Genomic DNA, 15885 nt, shown 5'->3' on the forward strand with positions numbered 1-15885 from the left:
AGTCATGGCGGTAGGTCCCGGAAATTTACCGGAGTTTTTTCCGGTTGCAGGGGTGAAGATCGGCATTGCCAGTGCAGGTATCAAGACGCCTGGCCGTAAGGATGTTGTAGTGTTTGAGTTGACGCCTGAGGCGCGGGTGGCGGGTATTTTTACCCAGAACCAGTTTTGTGCTGCTCCTGTGGTGCTGAGTCGACGTCATCTGGCTGAGGCTGCTCCTCGTTATTTGCTGATTAACACGGGCAATGCCAATGCGGGCACAGGTGACCACGGGCTGGCGGATGCAGAGCGTTGCTGTGCTGCACTGGCTGAGAGGGGGGGTGTGAGCGTTGCCAGCGTACTGCCGTTTTCTACGGGGGTGATTGGTGAGCCCCTGCCTGTCGATAAAATTGTTAAGGCGCTGCCGGAAGCCCTGGCAGATACTCGCGAAGATCGCTGGGCCGAGGCTGCCAGTGGAATTATGACCACAGACACTCGTCCCAAAGGTGCGTCCTGTCAGATTGATCTGGATGGCCATACAGTCACTATCTCCGGAATCAGTAAGGGGGCAGGCATGATTCGCCCCAACATGGCGACCATGCTCGGGTTTATCGCAACGGACGCAAAAATTGCACCGGATGCCTTGCAGACGTTGGCTTCGGAGCTAGGCGAGAAGTCGTTTAACAGGATCACCATTGATAGTGATACATCGACCAATGATTCCTGCATGCTGATGGCCAGTGGACAGTACAGTGGCCCTGAGATCATGGCCGATAGCCCATTGTTTACCAAGTTGAAAGATGCGCTGCGTACTGTGTATATGGATCTGGCCCATGCCATTGTCCGGGACGGTGAAGGCGCCACCAAATTTGTCACCATTGATGTGAGTGGCGCAGCAAACCAGCAAGAAGCACTGGATGTGGCTTATACGGTTGCCCACTCACCGCTGGTTAAAACCGCGCTTTATGCATCAGACCCTAACTGGGGGCGGATTCTGGCCGCTGTAGGCCGGGCCGGCGTGCCGGATCTGAACCTGAAAGCGCTGGAAATCTATCTGGGAGATGTGTGTCTGGTTCGCAATGGCGGTCGTGCAGATGATTATTCCGAGGAGCGCGGCCAAGCGGTGATGGATCAGGAGGAAATCACCATTGCCATTGATCTGAAGCGTGGAGATATTCAGGAAACCGTCTGGACCTGTGACTTCTCACAAGAGTACGTAACCATCAATGCTGAATACCGCAGTTGATCAGGTGTCTGTGCTAACGGATAAAGCGGTTCATGTCGCTGTAGCGGTCATTATCCGGGACGGCCGCGTGCTGATTGCGCGGCGCCCGGACCACGTTCATCAGGGTGGTCTGCTGGAATTTCCCGGCGGCAAGGTCGAGCCTGGTGAAACCGTCCAGCAAGCATTGGTACGTGAGATTGCAGAAGAAACCGGTCTGAAGGTGCCGCTGGACAGTCTGGAGCCTGTCATTGGTATTCATCATGACTATGGCGATAAGCAGGTGTTTCTGGATGTCTGGAAAACCGTTGCCGCCGAAGGTGAGGCGGAAGGCAGGGAAGGTCAGTCGATTGACTGGCTGTGGCCTCACTCCCTAAGGAATGAAGATTTTCCTGCTGCGAACCGGCCGATTATCCAGGCGTTGAACCTGCCTGGGAATCTACCGATTACCGGAGCCATGGTATCGTGGGAAGATGGCTTCTCGCGCTTTGTCGCTTCAGTAAAAGGGCTGAATTCCGGGCTAGTGGTACTTCGTGCGCCGGATTTACAAAAAGAGGATTACCGGAAGCTGGCAGCTGCTGTGTTGTCTGTCTGTTCTGGAACCGGTGTCGGCGTGTTGTTGCACGGAAGTCCTGAGTTGCTCAGGGAATTTCCTGATGCTGCCGGTGTTCATTTGCCTTGGCGTGAAGCTGAAGCGCTCTCAGAGCGCCCTGTTCCGGAGAACGTGACGCTGGGTGTGTCGTGCCATAGCGCTGTCCAATTGCGTCATGCAGAGCTTTTGAGGGCTGATTACGCGGTGCTTGGGCCTGTGCTTCCGACGACCAGTCATCCGGGCGAGAAGGCTTTGGGGTGGACGCGCTTTGCCCGTTTGGTCTCAAGTGCGGTTGTCCCCGTCTACGGTCTTGGTGGAATGGGGGTTGGCCATCGGCCCAGGGCCTGTGCTTCAGGGGCTCAGGGCATCGCCGGTATCAGCTTCTGGTGGTCGCCGGGTAGATGAACGTTATGATCTGAATTAACGCAGACGGAGTAGTGTGTGAGCAAGCTGACTCATCTTGATGATAAAGGCGAAGCCCGGATGGTTGATGTGACGGATAAGACCGTTACCGAGCGCGAGGCCCGTGCTGAAGCGTTAATTCGTATGCGGCCTGAAACCTTGAGAATGATTGTTGACGGTGAGCACCCTAAAGGGGATGTGCTGGCCACTGCCCGCATTGCCGGTATTATGGCTGCCAAGAAAACCCACGATTTAATACCCCTGTGCCATGCCCTGAACCTTACGTCCATAAAGGTTCTGTTAACCCCAGGTAGTGATGGCGCATCTGTGCATGTTGAGACTCGTTGTAAGCTGTCTGGTCAGACCGGAGTGGAGATGGAAGCGTTAACAGCGGCGAGTATTGCGGCCTTGACGCTTTACGATATGTGCAAGGCGGTGGATAAAGGCATGGTAGTCGACAATGTGCGGCTGCTGGAGAAAAAAGGAGGCCGTTCCGGCCATTGGGTTGCGGGCACTACGCCCGCATAGTAGTGCCGTGATAGAATGCCCGCCCCATTTGTCAGAACCACGAGGAATTACAGTGGCTGTTCGTTACATTGAGACCTGCCGTTTGCCGACCCCCTTTGGTGTCTTCGATATGCATGGTTTTGAAGAAACTGAGACCGGCAAAGAGCATGTGGCTCTGACGTTGGGTGATATTCGTACTGATGAGCCTGTGCTGGCGCGCACTCATTCTGAGTGCCTTACTGGCGATGCGCTATACAGCATGCGTTGTGACTGCGGTTATCAGTTGGAAGAAGCATTACGCAGTATCGCCCGAGAGGGGCGGGGCATTCTCATGTATCTGCGTCAGGAAGGCCGTGGTATCGGTCTGCTTAACAAAATCCGCGCTTACCACTTGCAGGATCAGGGAGCCGATACTGTCGAGGCCAATGAGCAGTTGGGTTTCGCAGCAGATTTGCGTGATTACAGCATGTGCCAGGATATGTTGGAGCATCTGGGTGTCAGCAGCCTGAAACTGATGACCAATAATCCGAGAAAGGTTAAAGCGCTGGAGTCGTACGGTATTCAGATTGTTGAGAGAGTTCCGCTGCATGTGGGCCGCAACCCTCATAACGAGCATTATTTGAATACCAAGCAAAGCAAGCTGGGGCACTGGCTGGAAACGCACCAGGACGATGACCTCGCCTGACTCTTGTTGACATGGCGCTGGCCGGTGAATGCCGGGCCAGCGTACTCATCACTTGGCGGCTACAAATGAAGGCTTGCCCAGCCGTTCCAGCCTGCCGGCAATGGATGTGCGTATACCCTCAGCATCCAGGCCGCATTCTTTGAGTAATTCTTCTGGTTTGCCGTGATCGATATAACGGTCAGGCAAGCCTATCTGCATCACAGGCATAACAACTTCCCTGGCACTTAGGAATTCGGTAACTGCGCTACCTGCACCACCGGCAATTGCATTTTCTTCCAGAGTCACCAGCAAGTCATGTTGTTCCGCAAGTTCCAGAACCAGCGTCTCATCCAGCGGTTTTACAAATCTCATGTCGGCAACGGTTGCGTTCAGCTCTTCTGCAGCCTGCAGGGCTGCGCCAAGCAGGGTGCCAAAGTTGAGAATGGCGACTCGGGAGCCTTCCCGAACTACCCGTCCTTTGCCAATAGGTAGTGGTGTCAGTTCCTGTTGAATGGCTGCGCCCGGCCCCGTTCCACGGGGGTAACGGACAGCAGCCGTGCCGTTGAATTCCAGCCCTGTCTGGAGCAGTTGACGAGTTTCGTTTTCGTCCGATGGCGTCATGATGATGATGCCCGGAATGCAGCGCAGATAGCTGATGTCGAAGGCGCCCGCATGGGTTGGGCCGTCTTCGCCGACAAGTCCTGCGCGGTCAATCGCAAACAGCACATCCAGGTCCTGAATAGCAACGTCGTGAATCAGTTGGTCATAGCCTCGCTGCAGGAATGTCGAGTAGATCGCTACGACAGGTTTTGCACCATCACAGGCCATGCCTGCTGCGAGAGTAACCGCGTGCTGCTCAGCAATAGCGACATCGAAATACCGGTCAGGGAAACGCTCAGAGAATGCCAGTAAGTCGGAACCTTCACACATGGCAGGAGTAATGCCGGCTACACGCTCGTCTTGCTCTGCCGCATCGCATAACCATTGGCCAAACACATTGGCGTATTTGGGGCTTGCGGGCTTGCTGGCGACGGGCTCAGGTTTATCGGCTGGCACCGGTTCAATTTTGTTGATGGCGTGATAGCCGATCGGGTCAGCTTCAGCCGGAGCAAAACCTTTCCCTTTGGTGGTCACAATGTGCAAAAACTGCGGGCCTTCGAGCTCGCGAATGTTTGTCAGAGTTTCTATCAGCAGGGGCAGATCGTGGCCGTCAATAGGCCCTATATAGTTAAACCCCAGCTCTTCAAAGAAGGTGCCTGGGGCAATTAGCCCTTTAAAATGTTCTTCCGTCTTTTTGGCAAGTGCCATGAGATGGGGAGTATCTTTAAGAACTTTTTTGCTGGTGTCGCGAACCTGATTGTAGGTCCGGCTGGATAAGAGTTTTGCAAAATAATTAGAGAGGCCACCTACGTTACGTGAAATCGACATGTCGTTGTCGTTCAGGATTACCAGCATGTCGGAGTGCAGGTGCCCGGCATGGTTGAGGGCTTCGAAAGCCATGCCGGCTGTCATGGCGCCATCGCCGATCACTGCAATGCTTTTACGGCCGGTCTTCTGCATCTTGGCGGTAATTGCCATGCCCAGAGCAGCACTGATAGATGTGCTTGAGTGACCTACACCAAAGGTGTCGTAAACGCTTTCAGCTCGTTTCGGGAACCCTGAGAGGCCGCCTTTCCGGCGGATGGTGCCCATTTGTTCGCGCCGGCCGGTCAGAATTTTGTGAGGGTAGGCCTGATGACCAACGTCCCAGATTAAACGGTCTTCAGGGGTGTTAAATACGTAATGCAGGGCGATGGTCAGCTCAAGAACCCCCAGGCCGGCGCCAAAGTGTCCGCCGGTCTGACCTACCGACCACAGTAAGAAAGCCCGCAGTTCTCTGGCCAGTTGCGGCAGATCTTCCGGCGGCAGTTCACGCAGTTGGGTCGGCACGTCTATCCTGTCCAGCAATGGGGTGTTAGGCCGCTGTGACGGGATTTCCCTGAAAATGTATGTGTCCTGCATCAGCTTGGGTCTTTCTTGGAAATATGAGTTCTCTGGCGGGCCATTATAGGGAACAGGAGCGCCTGTTTCATGCTTCCCGGGCCAGATGTAACAAACAATGGCGTCTTGCGCTGTTGTTCTGTCGGAGAGTTAGTGGTTTCGAGTGACCACATAGTCTGCCATAGCTCGCAGCGGATCTGCTTCCTCGCCAAAACCGTCCAGCGCTCTCTGGGCCTGGTTAAGTAGTGCTGCCAGGTGCTCCCGGGCACCATCAATGCCAAGTAGTGCAGGGTAGGTCGGTTTGGCTTTGGCAACATCTGATCCCTGGCGCTTGCCGATAACTTCGGTGTCACCTTCGATGTCGAGCAGGTCATCCTGAACCTGAAAGGCCAGCCCAAGAGCGCTGGCGTAGTCAGACAGAGTGCTGCGCTGGCTTTCTGTAACCTTGGGTGAGGTCAGTGCGCCGAGGCCTACGCTTGCCTCAATTAAAGCGCCGGTTTTGTGCCGGTGCATGTTTTCGAGTTGCTCGAGACTCAGTTGAACGCCCACGGATTCCAGGTCAATGGCCTGACCGCCGACCATGCCCTTGTGGCCACTGGCCTGCGCCAGCTCAGTAATCATCTTCACCCGCTGTGCATCTGAGAGTGCCGGCGCGCTGGCGAGCATGCGAAAGGCCAGGGTTTGCAACGCATCTCCCGCCAGAATGGCGCTGGCTTCGTCGAAAGCGATGTGAGTTGTCGGTCGCCCTCGGCGAAGGTCGTCATCGTCCATGGCCGGCAGGTCATCGTGCACCAGAGAATAGGCATGGATCAGTTCCAGGGCGCAAGCCGGTGTTAAAGCCGTGTTTTCGTCGCTTCCTACGGCTCGGGCTGCTGCCAGGCAGAGCGCCGGGCGAATACGTTTCCCGCCACCAAGAACGCTGTAGCGCATGGCTTCTTGAAGTCGCTCGGAAGCAGAATCCTGACGGATGCTACGGTCAAGTTCAGCATCAATACGCTGGCGGCACTGTTCAAGGTAGTTAATCGCCAGGGAGGTGCGCTCAGTCATCAGTTTGTGTCGTCCGCAGAGAAGGGGCGGGTTTCCAGAGTTCCATCACTGTTCTGAACCAGTTGTTCAACCCGCTGTTCAGCGGATTTCAGTGCGTTCTGGCATTCGCGGGTCAGTTTGATGCCTCGTTCGAAGGCAGCCAGAGACTGCTCCAGAGGCAGTTCGCCCTGTTCCAGGTCCCGAACCAGTTTTTCCAGTTCGTCCAGGGATTTTTCAAAGTCGGCTATGGATGTGTTTTCTTTCTCGCCGGCCATGGGCGATCCTCCGGTCCGGTGTGTCAGGAAATGCGCGGATTATATCAGAGTCCCCGGACTATCGCTGCCAGCAGAATTGTCGTTGTTCCTGCTTCCGGGCATTGGGGCCCCACGATTGTTCAGTAACTCGTATTTCACCTTGTTCAGACACGGTAACGATGGTTGTTGCCCGGGTACCGTAGTGATCGCCCGCAATAAAGAGCGATGAAAGGAATCTTTCTGTCTCAATCCCGACGCCGGTATCCGGTAATTGATTGTCCGGGGCTGGAGTGGTGTCTTGCAATAGTGGAGCTAACTGATTGTGCAGCTCGGAGGAGTCTGTACCGGCCTGGTCTATGTGCCGGCCAATATTGTTACGCAGGCGAAGCAGTTTGGGCCAGGGAGTTTGCAGTAAGTGATTGCTCAGTCCATAGATGCCTTTGAAAATCTGCCGTCCGGGGTGGGCGTCCCGGTTGCTGTAATACCATCCGCCGCTCGTAGACAGGGAAATCAGGTTGAAGCCTGAATAGCGCCCCGCTTCACTTCCGAGCATTTCTTTCAGGTTTTGGCAAGGTTGGCTGAGAGCTTTTAGTGGCAGTTCTCCCCGGCTGCAACGCCCGGCCTCGGCACTGCCTTCCCGGACGTTGGTGACGGCTGCCACCATGCCCTCCTGTGATACGGCCAGCCATGTGCCGCCAGACTCCAGATCTCGGCCGGCCAGAATATTTTGGCCTGTGTCGGCTTGCCACCAGTCCATAGCGGCCGTTGGGCGATGGAAAAATTCATCTCGATTGGCCGCTACCACCAGTGGGAAATGGCGGCTCTGGCCAATAGCAAAAACAATGGTGCACATATCTGGTGAACTTCCTTATGTCCAGGAGGCTGCAGCGGTTGGCAACAATGCGTATCATACCAGCCTGAATTCTTCCCCGGATCAATGATAATTATGACCCTGCTTGGCGTTGTTGTTTTGTATCTGTTGCTGGGTGCGCTTGCCGGCACCATGGCTGGCCTGTTCGGCATTGGTGGCGGCTTGGTGATTGTACCCGTGCTGATCTTCAGTTTTGGCTTTATGGGGATCAGCCCTGAGATTGCTGCTCACCTGGCAATTGGTACGTCTCTGGCGACCATTGTGTTTACCTCTGTCAGCTCCATTCGTACTCACCATCAGCACGGTGCTGTGCGCTGGGATCTTTTTCGGCCCATGACTGTCGGTATCGTGATGGGGGCTCTGATCGGTGCCTGGACGGCGGCAATGCTGAGTGGGCCGTTCCTGCAAACAATTATTGGCGTGTTCGCCATTCTGGTGGCGCTTAAAATGATTCTGGAGGTGAACCCCAAACCTGGCCGGGATGTTCCGGGGGTTGCCGGGCTTTGGGTTGCCGGTGGTGTCATTGGTTGGGCCTCAGCCATTTTTGGTATCGGTGGCGGTACGATATCGGTCCCGTATCTGACCTGGTCCAATGTGCGTATGCAGCAAGCTGTGGCCACTTCCGCAGCGTGTGGTTTTCCGATTGCCATAGCGGGTGCTGTCGGAAATATCTGGACTGGGTGGCAACATCCGGCGTTGCCCGAAATGAGTTTCGGATTTATTTATTTGCCGGCGCTCATTGGTATTGTGTCGACCAGTGTCATATTCGCCCGTGTCGGTGCCAAGTTGGCGCATCGCCTTGATGGTCGCCTGTTAAAACGTATTTTTGCCATAGTGCTGATTATTGTCGGCGTACGATTCCTGTTGAGCTAAGAGTCTGCCCATGTTGCAACATCCTCAGATTGATCCGGTCGCTATTTCCATCGGGCCCGTAAAAATTCATTGGTACGGTTTGACCTACCTGGTTGGCTTTGTTGCCGGCTGGTGGCTTGGCTGCATCCGTAGCCGGAAGCCCTGGTCGCCTCTTAAGGAAGAACAGGTTGGCGACCTTCTGTTTTACATGGCGCTGGGCGTCATTCTGGGCGGGCGCTTTGGTTATGTTGTGTTTTATAACTTTGATGCATTTCTTGCCGATCCGCTTTGGCTGTTTCGCGTGTGGGAAGGAGGTATGGCCTTCCACGGAGGTTTGCTGGGCGTGATGGTCGCCATGTGGTGGTATGGCCGGAAAACGAAGGCAGGCTTCTGGAAAATCGCTGATTTTGTCGCCCCATTGGTGCCGGTTGGTCTGGGAGCAGGCCGGGTGGGTAACTTTATTAATGGTGAGCTTTGGGGCAAGCCTACGGATCTGCCCTGGGCTATGGTGTTTCCGAGGGCTCAGGATGCCCTGGCTCGTCATCCTTCACAACTGTATCAGGTGGCTCTGGAAGGGGTTGTGCTCTTTGTTATTCTTTGGTGGTTCTCCGCAAAGGAGCGCCCAAGGATGGCAGTATCGGGCCTGTTTTTGCTGTGCTACGGCATATTTCGCTTTCTGGTTGAATTCGTGCGCCTGCCAGATGCGCAATTGGGTTACCTGGCGTTTGGCTGGGTCACTATGGGGCAAGTACTTTCGTTGCCGATGATTATTGCCGGCGCGGCTTTGATTGCTATTGCTTATCGGAGAGAAAAACCATGAAAGCTTATCTCGATCTGATGCACGACGTTGTCGACAACGGGTTCGATAAAGGCGACCGCACTGGTGTGGGCACTCGCTCTGTTTTTGGGCGACAGATTCGTTTTAATCTGCAGGAAGGCTTCCCGCTGGTGACCACCAAAAAAGTACACCTGCGCAGCATCATTTATGAGCTGCTGTGGTTTCTGAATGGCTCAACGGACAATAATTGGCTGAAAGAGCGCAAGGTTTCCATCTGGAACGAATGGGCATTGGAAAATGGTGATCTTGGGCCAATTTACGGCAAGCAGTGGCGCAGTTGGGATTGTCACAACGGCGAAGTGATTGATCAGATAAGTGAGGTGGTAAACCAGATTCGCAATAAGCCGAATTCCCGCCGCTTGATTGTTTCAGCCTGGAATCCGGCAGAACTTCCTGATGAGTCCATCGGCCCTCAGGATAATGTGCGGGAGGGGCGCATGGCACTGGCGCCTTGTCACTGTCTGTTCCAGTTTTACGTGATTGACGGCAGACTTTCCTGCCAGCTATACCAGCGTAGTGCTGATTTGTTCCTGGGCGTGCCGTTCAATATTGCGTCCTACGCTTTGCTGACTCACATGATTGCTCAGCAGTGCGACCTGGACGTGGGGGAGTTTGTTCATACTTTCGGTGATTGTCATCTGTATCAGAACCACCTGACCGATGACATTGTTTTTGAGCAGTTGAAGCGTGAGCCCAGAGCTCTGCCGAAGTTGGTGCTCAAGCGTAAGCCTGAAAGTATTTTTGATTACGAGCTGGAAGATTTTGAGTTTGAAGGTTACGACCCATACCCTGGTATTAAAGCTCCGATAGCGATTTAAATTCCGCAGACTGCATGGTGTTGCAGGAGGAAAGCCATCTTTATTCCTCTGCGCCAACGATCAGGTGGTGACGGGGTGGCAAGATATAAGCGTTCGAGGAAAAGGTGAAAATGAGAAAAGCACTGATCGTAGCCATGGCCAGAAACCGGGTTATCGGGCGAAACAATAAACTTCCCTGGTACTTGCCGGGTGACCTGCGTTACTTCAAAGAGGCCACTATGGGTAAGCCCATTATCATGGGCAGGAAAACCTGGGATTCTATCGGCCGGCCGTTGCCGGGGCGGATGAATGTCGTTATTTCCCGCAATCCAGACAGGAATGCGCCAGCAGGAACTGTTTCAGCCACATCATTAGATGCTGCGCTGATCAAAGCAGAAGCTCAGGCGGAACTGGATGGTGGTGACGAGGTGATGATTATTGGTGGCGGGCAAATTTATGCCGAAGCACTGCCAGTGGTTGACCGGCTTTATATCACGCAGGTGCATGCTGACGTTGACGGGGATGCTTTCTTTCCGGAAGTAAACTGGGATGACTGGGAAGAAATCGGACGCGAAGATTTCTCCGCGTCAGACAATAATCCGTATGACTACAGCTTTGTCGTCTATCAGCGTAACCGGTCTAGCTGACCGGTTACGCCAGGGGCCGGTCAGCGCGGGGAGCGCTTAGGGCCGGGCTTGCCGCCAGGCTTGGGGCCTTTGCCGGCAGGACGACCTTTGGGGCCATCTTTGCGGTGGCCACCCGGCTTACTGTCCTTCCGGAAACTTTTGCCTGGGCCGCCCTTCCGGAAGTTGCCTTTTCCTGAGGGAGCACCTCTGCGACGTGGCGGAGCTGCAGAGACTTCAGGCAATGGTTCAGGCTGTTCCAGTGGCAGAGAATCCGGCTGGGATGCCTCCATCCAGCAAGCCAGAGCACCGGCTACTGCAGTGATATCCATGTCGTTGCGTTCAGCAATCTCGTCGAGCAGGGCGATGGCCTTGGCTGCACGGGGATCGTCTGCGAAGCCCAGTAGCTGAGATTCAAACTGCTCAACACGCATCTGTTGCAGGGCGGCAGGTGAAGGTAGCTGATAGGCTTCCATCGGTGAGTTGGTGGCACGCTCAAGAGTGCGCAACCAACTGCGCTCGCGGGGTGTGACAAGCAGGATGGCTTTGCCGGAGCGACCAGCACGGCCAGTACGGCCTACACGGTGGATATAGGCTTCTGTGTCGTAAGGAACGTCATAGTTGATCACGTGAGTGATTCTGGCGACGTCCAGGCCGCGAGCTGCTACGTCAGTCGCAATAATGATGTCCTTACGTCCGCGTTTCAGATCTTCGACGGTCTGTTCGCGCTGGCGCTGGTTCAGGTCGCCGCTCAGAGGTGCGACCGCATGGCCGCGTGCAGATAACTTCTCTGATAACAGTGCCGTTTCAGCTTTTGTGCGGACAAAAATGATTGCCGCATCAAAAGGCTCTACTTCCAGAATTCGGGTCAGGGCATCGAGCTTACGCTCAGCGTAAACCGGCAATACAAACTGGGAAATACGTTCAACCGTACGGGTTTCGCTTTCAATGCGAACCTCTGTGGCGTTTTTCAGGTATGTCTGGGCTACTTTCTTGATCTGTGGCGGCATGGTGGCCGAGAACAGAGCGCGCTGACAGTTTGCCGGCGTCTTGGACAGAATCGCCTCAACGTCGTCAATAAAGCCCATTCGGAGCATTTCATCGGCTTCATCCAGGACCAGAGCCCGAAGGTTATCAAGTCTGAGGGTGCCTTTGCGCAGGTGATCCAGCAAGCGGCCTGGCGTACCCACGATAACCTGAGCGCCCCGCTTCAGGCCGCGAATTTGTGGGGCAAAATCCTGCCCGCCATAAATCGGTAGCACGTGGAAGTGCTTGAATTTGCTGGCGTAGGTAGTGAATGCTTCAGCTACCTGGATTGCCAGTTCCCGGGTAGGTGCCAGTACCAGGATCTGGGGCTCGGCAATGTTCGGGTCGATGCGGCTCAGCAATGGCAGAGCAAAAGCGGCTGTTTTCCCGGTGCCGGTCTGAGCGACACCCAATAAATGGTTGCCGGCCAACAAGGCGGGAATGGATTGTGCTTGGATGGGTGACGGTGTTTCATAGCCAACAGAGGCAACGGCTTCCAGTACAGCTGGATCCAGCCCCAGTTCGGCAAAAGACAATTCTGACATGAATTTACTCGGTATTCGGAGGATATGACATCGCAAAGGCAATGCATGATTTTGAAAGATTATAGTCGTTTTGGGGAAGTATTAACACATTTAATACTAAGGCCGGGGTAGGTAGTTGCCGGGACAGCTGGCTTGCCAGTGGGCTGGAAGTTCGGCAGTCTTAACTGTTTGCAGGCTAACTAATGGGGAAGTATATGAGGTTTGATGAGCTTCTGGGGAGTGTGCGCCAAACTGGCGCAGCTGTAATTCCTGCGAGCTGGGGGCAAGGTCGGTCGACTTTTGGCGGTCTGGCTGCAGCACTGGCTTTTGAAGTGATGTCGTCAAAGGTGGAAAAGGGGAGGGCTGTTCGTGCCCTTAATGTATCCTTTGTAGGGCCCGTTGAAGCCGAGGTTGAAGCTGTTTTTGAAGCAGAGTTGCTGCGGGAAGGCCGGGCTGTGTCGCATGTGGCTGGGCGAATTCTTCAGAAGGGTGAACCCCGGCTGGTTTGTATGGCAAGTTTTGGTGGTGATCGTGAATCTGAGGTCCGGGTGGCACCGGAACCGGGGCCGAGTGCCAGACCGATTGGAAAGTGTCAGGAACTGCCCTATATCAAAGGCCTCTCGCCAGAATTCACCCAGCATATCGAAATGCGTTGGGCGTTTGGGCACATGCCGTTTTCCGGTAAGGGGGGGCGTGAAATGGGTGGCTGGATGCAATTCCGGGAAGTGCCGGAGTGCTTGACGGATGCTCATATCATCGCGCTTGTTGACGCCTGGCCGCCTGCCATATTGCCACATCTGAAGCGCCCTGCACCCGCCAGTTCTTTGAGCTGGGCTCTGGAAATCGTGCATCCGCGACCGGTTCTTGAGCCGGGTGACTGGTTATTGTATCGGGCCAAAATTGATCAGGCTGGCGCCGGTTATGGCCATACTCATGCCGGAATCTGGACAGCCAGGGGAGAGCTGGTGGCTCTGAGCCGGCAAACCGTCACGGTATTTGGCTAAGAGGCGGAGCGAGTGGCCGTCAGGCTGCCATTTCGTTTTTTAGCGCGTCAATGATTACCCTTGCAAATGCTTGAGGGGAATCTTCCTGCAGGAAATGCCCCCCGGGCAGGGTAATGTGGGGTTGGCCGAAAGCGCCGGGAATACGACGTTGCATGTAACGGTCACCACCCCGGGTGATGGGGTCACCATCGCTGAAGCAGGTGATAAAAGGTTTCCGCCACTTTTCCAGTATTCTCCAGGCTTCCCGGTTTGCTGCGCCGGAAGGGTCTTTCAGTGATGTGGGTATCAGCGCGGGAAAAGCCCTGGGCCCCGCTTTGTATTCATCGTTTGGGTAGGGGGCCTCGTAGGCCTCCAGCTCATGGCGCGTCAATGCTTTTTCGGTGCCCAGCTGAATGATTCTGCTGACTGGAAACCAGGGGCTGCGATTGGCAAACGTCTTCCAGGCTTTGAAGGCGAGTGATGTACGGGCTTCTCCGGTGGGCAGCATGCCATTTCCAACAATAATGCGGCTGAACCGACGTTGATTTTCTGCGGCAAGTCTCAAGCCTAATAGTGACCCCCAGTTCTGGCATACCAGGGTGACGTCCCATAAATCCAGTTTTTCTAACCAAGAGGACAGCCAGTGCATCTGGCTATCGTATGAATAGTCTGAAATGGCCGCTGGTTTGTCTGACTTTCCGAAACCGATCAGGTCTGGCGCCAGTACTCTATGGCCGGCAGCGGCAACGACAGGGATCATGTGCCGGTACAGATAAGACCATGATGGTTCGCCATGAAGCATGACCACAGGGAGGGCGTTTGCTGGCCCTTCATCAACGAAATGCATCCGAAGGCCTGGCTCAACGTCCAGATAATTGGCTTTAAAGGGGTAATCCGGCAGGCCTGCGAAGCGGGCTTCGTCGGTTCTCAGAATACGCATGCCATCGACTATCCTAACTGATTGGTTGCGTGACCGTCGGTCGACAATCTCAGAGCTTCAGGATAAGGCAGGTGAAAACTTTGTGTGTTGAAGTTGCGTAACAGAGCGTTGTCAGTTTGAATCCGAACGCAATGGTGAGGCGGTTTTGTTAACGGTACGAAGCTCTTATGCGGTCTTTTCTTCCGGGTCGATGACGGGGCGCCGGTTGGAACGTTTGTCTTCCCAGTCCAGTTGCTTGGGGTCGTACCAGCCGATAGCGTTGAGCACTTTTTCTCGGGTGCGGCCTGATAACGTTGGCCAAAGCTCCTGAAAATTGTCCAGCCCCATGTCGCGATGGCGCTGCTGTTTGCTGCTAAGGCGGCTGATAATCTTGGGTAGATTCAGTGCCTCTCCCAATTGTCCCGGCACGAGTACCTCTTGCCCCATGACCTTGCGACGGTGGGTGCGGGCAGCCAGGACTCGTCGTAGCTCGATAGCGGCCTCAAGGGCTGTTTCGATACTGAAGCTTTCAGCGGGTAGTGACATAACTTGTTCAATTGTTGGTCAATAACTTCCCACTATAGCGCGAAGTTGGCTACAGTGGCCACGCTATCGTGATAGTCTTTTGCTTCGATATTTTCTCATAATTAGGGGCTTTGCGTTTATGTACGCCAAACTTGAAACACGGACTTTTCTTGCCATGCTGGTGGGGGTGTCCATTGCGTTTGTCCTGCTAATGAAACCGTTTTTAGGCCCCATTTTCTGGGCGGTGGCTATTGCGCTGATCTTTCACCCCGTTCAACAGATACTGCTCAGGCGGTTGGGTGACCGCCCCAATCTCAATGCGTTGATTACTCTCTTTATTTGCACGGTCATTGTTGTGATTCCTGTGTTGGTGCTCGGGGCGGCAATGATCGGCGAAGGGATGGGGATTTATCAGAAAATCCAGAGTGGTGAGATCCGGCCTGGCGAATATATCGATCAGATCAATGATTCTTTCCCGGCAATTCAGGCGTTCCTTGCTCAATTTGATATCAATGTCGGCGAGTTGAGGGATCGTGCCGTTAATGCATTTTTAGGGGGCAGTCAGTTTTTGGCCAAGCAGGCTTTGGAAGTAGGGCAGAATACTTTTGAGTTTTTCCTGGGTTGGGCCTTGATGATATACCTGGCCTTCTTTTTGATTCGTGATGGTAACAAACTGGTGGAGCTGATAATTAAGGCGTTACCGCTGGGAGATGAGCGTGAACGGCTGTTGTTTGCCAAGTTCGCTGAGGTAACCCGGGCTACGGTAAAGGGGAATTTGTTGATTGCCATCATTCAGGGAGCGCTCGGCGGAATTATTTTCGGGATACTGGGTATTACCGGAGCGTTGCTTTGGGGTGTTGTTATGGCCATTGTTTCACTGTTGCCCGCAGTGGGTGCTGCCATTGTCTGGGTCCCTGTCGCACTGTATTTGACGGCTGTTGGTGATGTGGTGCCGGCCATTGTGCTGACTGTTTTTGGCGTGGTAGTTATTGGTCTGGCGGATAATATATTACGCCCTATTCTGGTGGGACGTGATACCAAGCTGCCGGATTACCTGGTGTTACTGTCTACCCTGGGAGGCATTGCGATGTTCGGGATTAATGGTTTTGTGATGGGGCCTTTGGTCGCTGCTTTATTCATGGCTTTTTGGGGCATCTTTATTCGTGAGTTTGGTGAATAGGCCGAAGTGACAGCTGACGCCGTCGGAAGCGGGTCACTGCCGGGGTGACTAAAGTATGTTAGGGTTTCAGATACGCCTTCGAGGTGGGGATTGGCGCCACATAATAATAAATAAACAGGTATCG

At 54.3% G+C, this 15885-nt stretch carries 17 protein-coding genes; 10 read left to right on the plus strand and 7 right to left on the minus strand.

The features are described from left to right. Positions 1-4 precede the first annotated feature (4 nt). Genes argJ through ribA form a run of 4 tightly spaced genes read left to right on the plus strand, consistent with a single transcriptional unit; the run spans position 5 to position 3384 of the window. A complete protein-coding gene (gene argJ / locus ABYA77_RS05395; protein WP_372964926.1) occupies positions 5-1222 on the plus strand; it encodes a bifunctional glutamate N-acetyltransferase/amino-acid acetyltransferase ArgJ in 1218 nt (405 codons plus the stop codon). After that, complete coding sequence (locus ABYA77_RS05400) at positions 1203-2195, plus strand: Nudix family hydrolase (RefSeq protein ID WP_372964927.1); 993 nt, start codon at positions 1203-1205, stop codon at positions 2193-2195. Before argJ ends, ABYA77_RS05400 begins: the two co-directional genes overlap by 20 nt. Before the next feature lie 36 nt (positions 2196-2231). Further along, complete coding sequence (gene moaC, locus ABYA77_RS05405) at positions 2232-2720, plus strand: cyclic pyranopterin monophosphate synthase MoaC (RefSeq protein ID WP_372964928.1); 489 nt, start codon at positions 2232-2234, stop codon at positions 2718-2720. A 52-nt stretch (positions 2721-2772) separates the two neighbouring features. After that, positions 2773-3384: a GTP cyclohydrolase II gene (gene ribA, locus ABYA77_RS05410; protein WP_372964929.1), complete on the plus strand. Its 612-nt coding sequence runs from the start codon at positions 2773-2775 to the stop codon at positions 3382-3384. Positions 3385-3432: 48 nt separating this feature from the next. Here the strand turns inward: ribA and dxs are convergent, their stop codons facing one another. The 4 genes from dxs to ABYA77_RS05430 form a co-directional block, all read right to left on the minus strand. Then, on the minus strand, positions 3433-5364 hold the full coding sequence (dxs, locus tag ABYA77_RS05415; RefSeq protein WP_372964930.1) for a 1-deoxy-D-xylulose-5-phosphate synthase: 1932 nt from the start codon (positions 5362-5364) through the stop codon (positions 3433-3435). Positions 5365-5493: 129 nt separating this feature from the next. Then, a complete protein-coding gene (ispA, locus tag ABYA77_RS05420) occupies positions 5494-6390 on the minus strand; it encodes a (2E,6E)-farnesyl diphosphate synthase (protein WP_372964931.1) in 897 nt (298 codons plus the stop codon). Further along, positions 6390-6644, minus strand: a complete 255-nt coding sequence (locus tag ABYA77_RS05425) for an exodeoxyribonuclease VII small subunit (protein ID WP_372964932.1) — start codon at positions 6642-6644, stop codon at positions 6390-6392. Before ABYA77_RS05425 ends, ispA begins: the two co-directional genes overlap by 1 nt. A 58-nt stretch (positions 6645-6702) precedes the next feature. Beyond that, positions 6703-7476: an NRDE family protein gene (locus ABYA77_RS05430; protein WP_372964933.1), complete on the minus strand. Its 774-nt coding sequence runs from the start codon at positions 7474-7476 to the stop codon at positions 6703-6705. A 93-nt stretch (positions 7477-7569) separates the two neighbouring features. On the opposite strand from ABYA77_RS05430, the gene ABYA77_RS05435 reads away from it, so the two are divergent. From ABYA77_RS05435 to ABYA77_RS05450, 4 genes are all read left to right on the plus strand, one after another. Continuing rightward, on the plus strand, positions 7570-8367 hold the full coding sequence (locus ABYA77_RS05435; protein WP_372964934.1) for a sulfite exporter TauE/SafE family protein: 798 nt from the start codon (positions 7570-7572) through the stop codon (positions 8365-8367). A gap of 10 nt (positions 8368-8377) precedes the next feature. After that, positions 8378-9166 (plus strand): prolipoprotein diacylglyceryl transferase, encoded by a 789-nt coding sequence (gene lgt, locus ABYA77_RS05440; RefSeq protein WP_372964935.1) that lies wholly within the window; start codon positions 8378-8380, stop codon positions 9164-9166. After that, a complete protein-coding gene (locus ABYA77_RS05445) occupies positions 9163-10002 on the plus strand; it encodes a thymidylate synthase (RefSeq protein WP_372964936.1) in 840 nt (279 codons plus the stop codon). The genes lgt and ABYA77_RS05445 overlap by 4 nt, the downstream gene beginning before the upstream one ends. Positions 10003-10112: 110 nt before the next feature. Further along, positions 10113-10628 (plus strand): dihydrofolate reductase, encoded by a 516-nt coding sequence (locus tag ABYA77_RS05450; RefSeq protein ID WP_372964937.1) that lies wholly within the window; start codon positions 10113-10115, stop codon positions 10626-10628. A 20-nt stretch (positions 10629-10648) separates the two neighbouring features. Here ABYA77_RS05450 and ABYA77_RS05455 read toward each other — a convergent pair whose 3' ends face one another. Then, the gene (locus ABYA77_RS05455; protein ID WP_372964938.1) at positions 10649-12175 is read right to left on the minus strand and encodes a DEAD/DEAH box helicase; all 1527 of its coding nucleotides are present in this window, start codon (positions 12173-12175) and stop codon (positions 10649-10651) included. A 194-nt stretch (positions 12176-12369) separates the two neighbouring features. Between ABYA77_RS05455 and ABYA77_RS05460 the strand changes: the two genes are divergently transcribed. After that, positions 12370-13158 carry an acyl-CoA thioesterase gene (locus tag ABYA77_RS05460; protein ID WP_372964969.1) on the plus strand — a complete coding sequence of 263 codons (789 nt, stop codon included), beginning with the start codon at positions 12370-12372 and terminating at the stop codon, positions 13156-13158. 19 nt (positions 13159-13177) lie between these two features. Here ABYA77_RS05460 and ABYA77_RS05465 read toward each other — a convergent pair whose 3' ends face one another. Both ABYA77_RS05465 and ABYA77_RS05470 read right to left on the minus strand, forming a co-directional pair. Next, a complete protein-coding gene (locus ABYA77_RS05465; RefSeq protein WP_372964939.1) occupies positions 13178-14077 on the minus strand; it encodes a haloalkane dehalogenase in 900 nt (299 codons plus the stop codon). 165 nt (positions 14078-14242) lie between these two features. After that, positions 14243-14602 carry a hypothetical protein gene (locus ABYA77_RS05470; RefSeq protein ID WP_372964940.1) on the minus strand — a complete coding sequence of 120 codons (360 nt, stop codon included), beginning with the start codon at positions 14600-14602 and terminating at the stop codon, positions 14243-14245. Between the two features lie 118 nt (positions 14603-14720). Here ABYA77_RS05470 and ABYA77_RS05475 point away from each other — a divergent pair, with 118 nt between their 5' ends. Continuing rightward, entirely contained in the window at positions 14721-15761 is a 1041-nt protein-coding gene (locus ABYA77_RS05475) for an AI-2E family transporter (RefSeq protein WP_372964941.1), read from the plus strand. Positions 15762-15885 lie beyond the last annotated feature (124 nt).

The sequence above is a fragment of the Marinobacter sp. genome, from assembly GCF_041595835.1.
Lineage (GTDB): Bacteria > Pseudomonadota > Gammaproteobacteria > Pseudomonadales > Oleiphilaceae > Marinobacter.

What these genes read in the sequence shown, in the direction of transcription:
- argJ (WP_372964926.1), top strand. Translation starts at nt 5, where the DNA reads ATGGCGGTAGGTCCCGGAAATTTACCGGAGTTTTTTCCGGTTGCAGGG.
- ABYA77_RS05400 (WP_372964927.1), top strand. Translation starts at nt 1,203, where the DNA reads ATGCTGAATACCGCAGTTGATCAGGTGTCTGTGCTAACGGATAAAGCG.
- dxs (WP_372964930.1), bottom strand. Translation starts at nt 5,364, where the DNA reads ATGCAGGACACATACATTTTCAGGGAAATCCCGTCACAGCGGCCTAAC.
- ispA (WP_372964931.1), bottom strand. Translation starts at nt 6,390, where the DNA reads ATGACTGAGCGCACCTCCCTGGCGATTAACTACCTTGAACAGTGCCGC.
- ABYA77_RS05425 (WP_372964932.1), bottom strand. Translation starts at nt 6,644, where the DNA reads ATGGCCGGCGAGAAAGAAAACACATCCATAGCCGACTTTGAAAAATCC.
- ABYA77_RS05430 (WP_372964933.1), bottom strand. Translation starts at nt 7,476, where the DNA reads ATGTGCACCATTGTTTTTGCTATTGGCCAGAGCCGCCATTTCCCACTG.
- ABYA77_RS05435 (WP_372964934.1), top strand. Translation starts at nt 7,570, where the DNA reads ATGACCCTGCTTGGCGTTGTTGTTTTGTATCTGTTGCTGGGTGCGCTT.
- lgt (WP_372964935.1), top strand. Translation starts at nt 8,378, where the DNA reads ATGTTGCAACATCCTCAGATTGATCCGGTCGCTATTTCCATCGGGCCC.
- ABYA77_RS05445 (WP_372964936.1), top strand. Translation starts at nt 9,163, where the DNA reads ATGAAAGCTTATCTCGATCTGATGCACGACGTTGTCGACAACGGGTTC.
- ABYA77_RS05450 (WP_372964937.1), top strand. Translation starts at nt 10,113, where the DNA reads ATGAGAAAAGCACTGATCGTAGCCATGGCCAGAAACCGGGTTATCGGG.
- ABYA77_RS05455 (WP_372964938.1), bottom strand. Translation starts at nt 12,175, where the DNA reads ATGTCAGAATTGTCTTTTGCCGAACTGGGGCTGGATCCAGCTGTACTG.
- ABYA77_RS05460 (WP_372964969.1), top strand. Translation starts at nt 12,370, where the DNA reads ATGAGGTTTGATGAGCTTCTGGGGAGTGTGCGCCAAACTGGCGCAGCT.
- ABYA77_RS05465 (WP_372964939.1), bottom strand. Translation starts at nt 14,077, where the DNA reads ATGCGTATTCTGAGAACCGACGAAGCCCGCTTCGCAGGCCTGCCGGAT.
- ABYA77_RS05470 (WP_372964940.1), bottom strand. Translation starts at nt 14,602, where the DNA reads ATGTCACTACCCGCTGAAAGCTTCAGTATCGAAACAGCCCTTGAGGCC.
- ABYA77_RS05475 (WP_372964941.1), top strand. Translation starts at nt 14,721, where the DNA reads ATGTACGCCAAACTTGAAACACGGACTTTTCTTGCCATGCTGGTGGGG.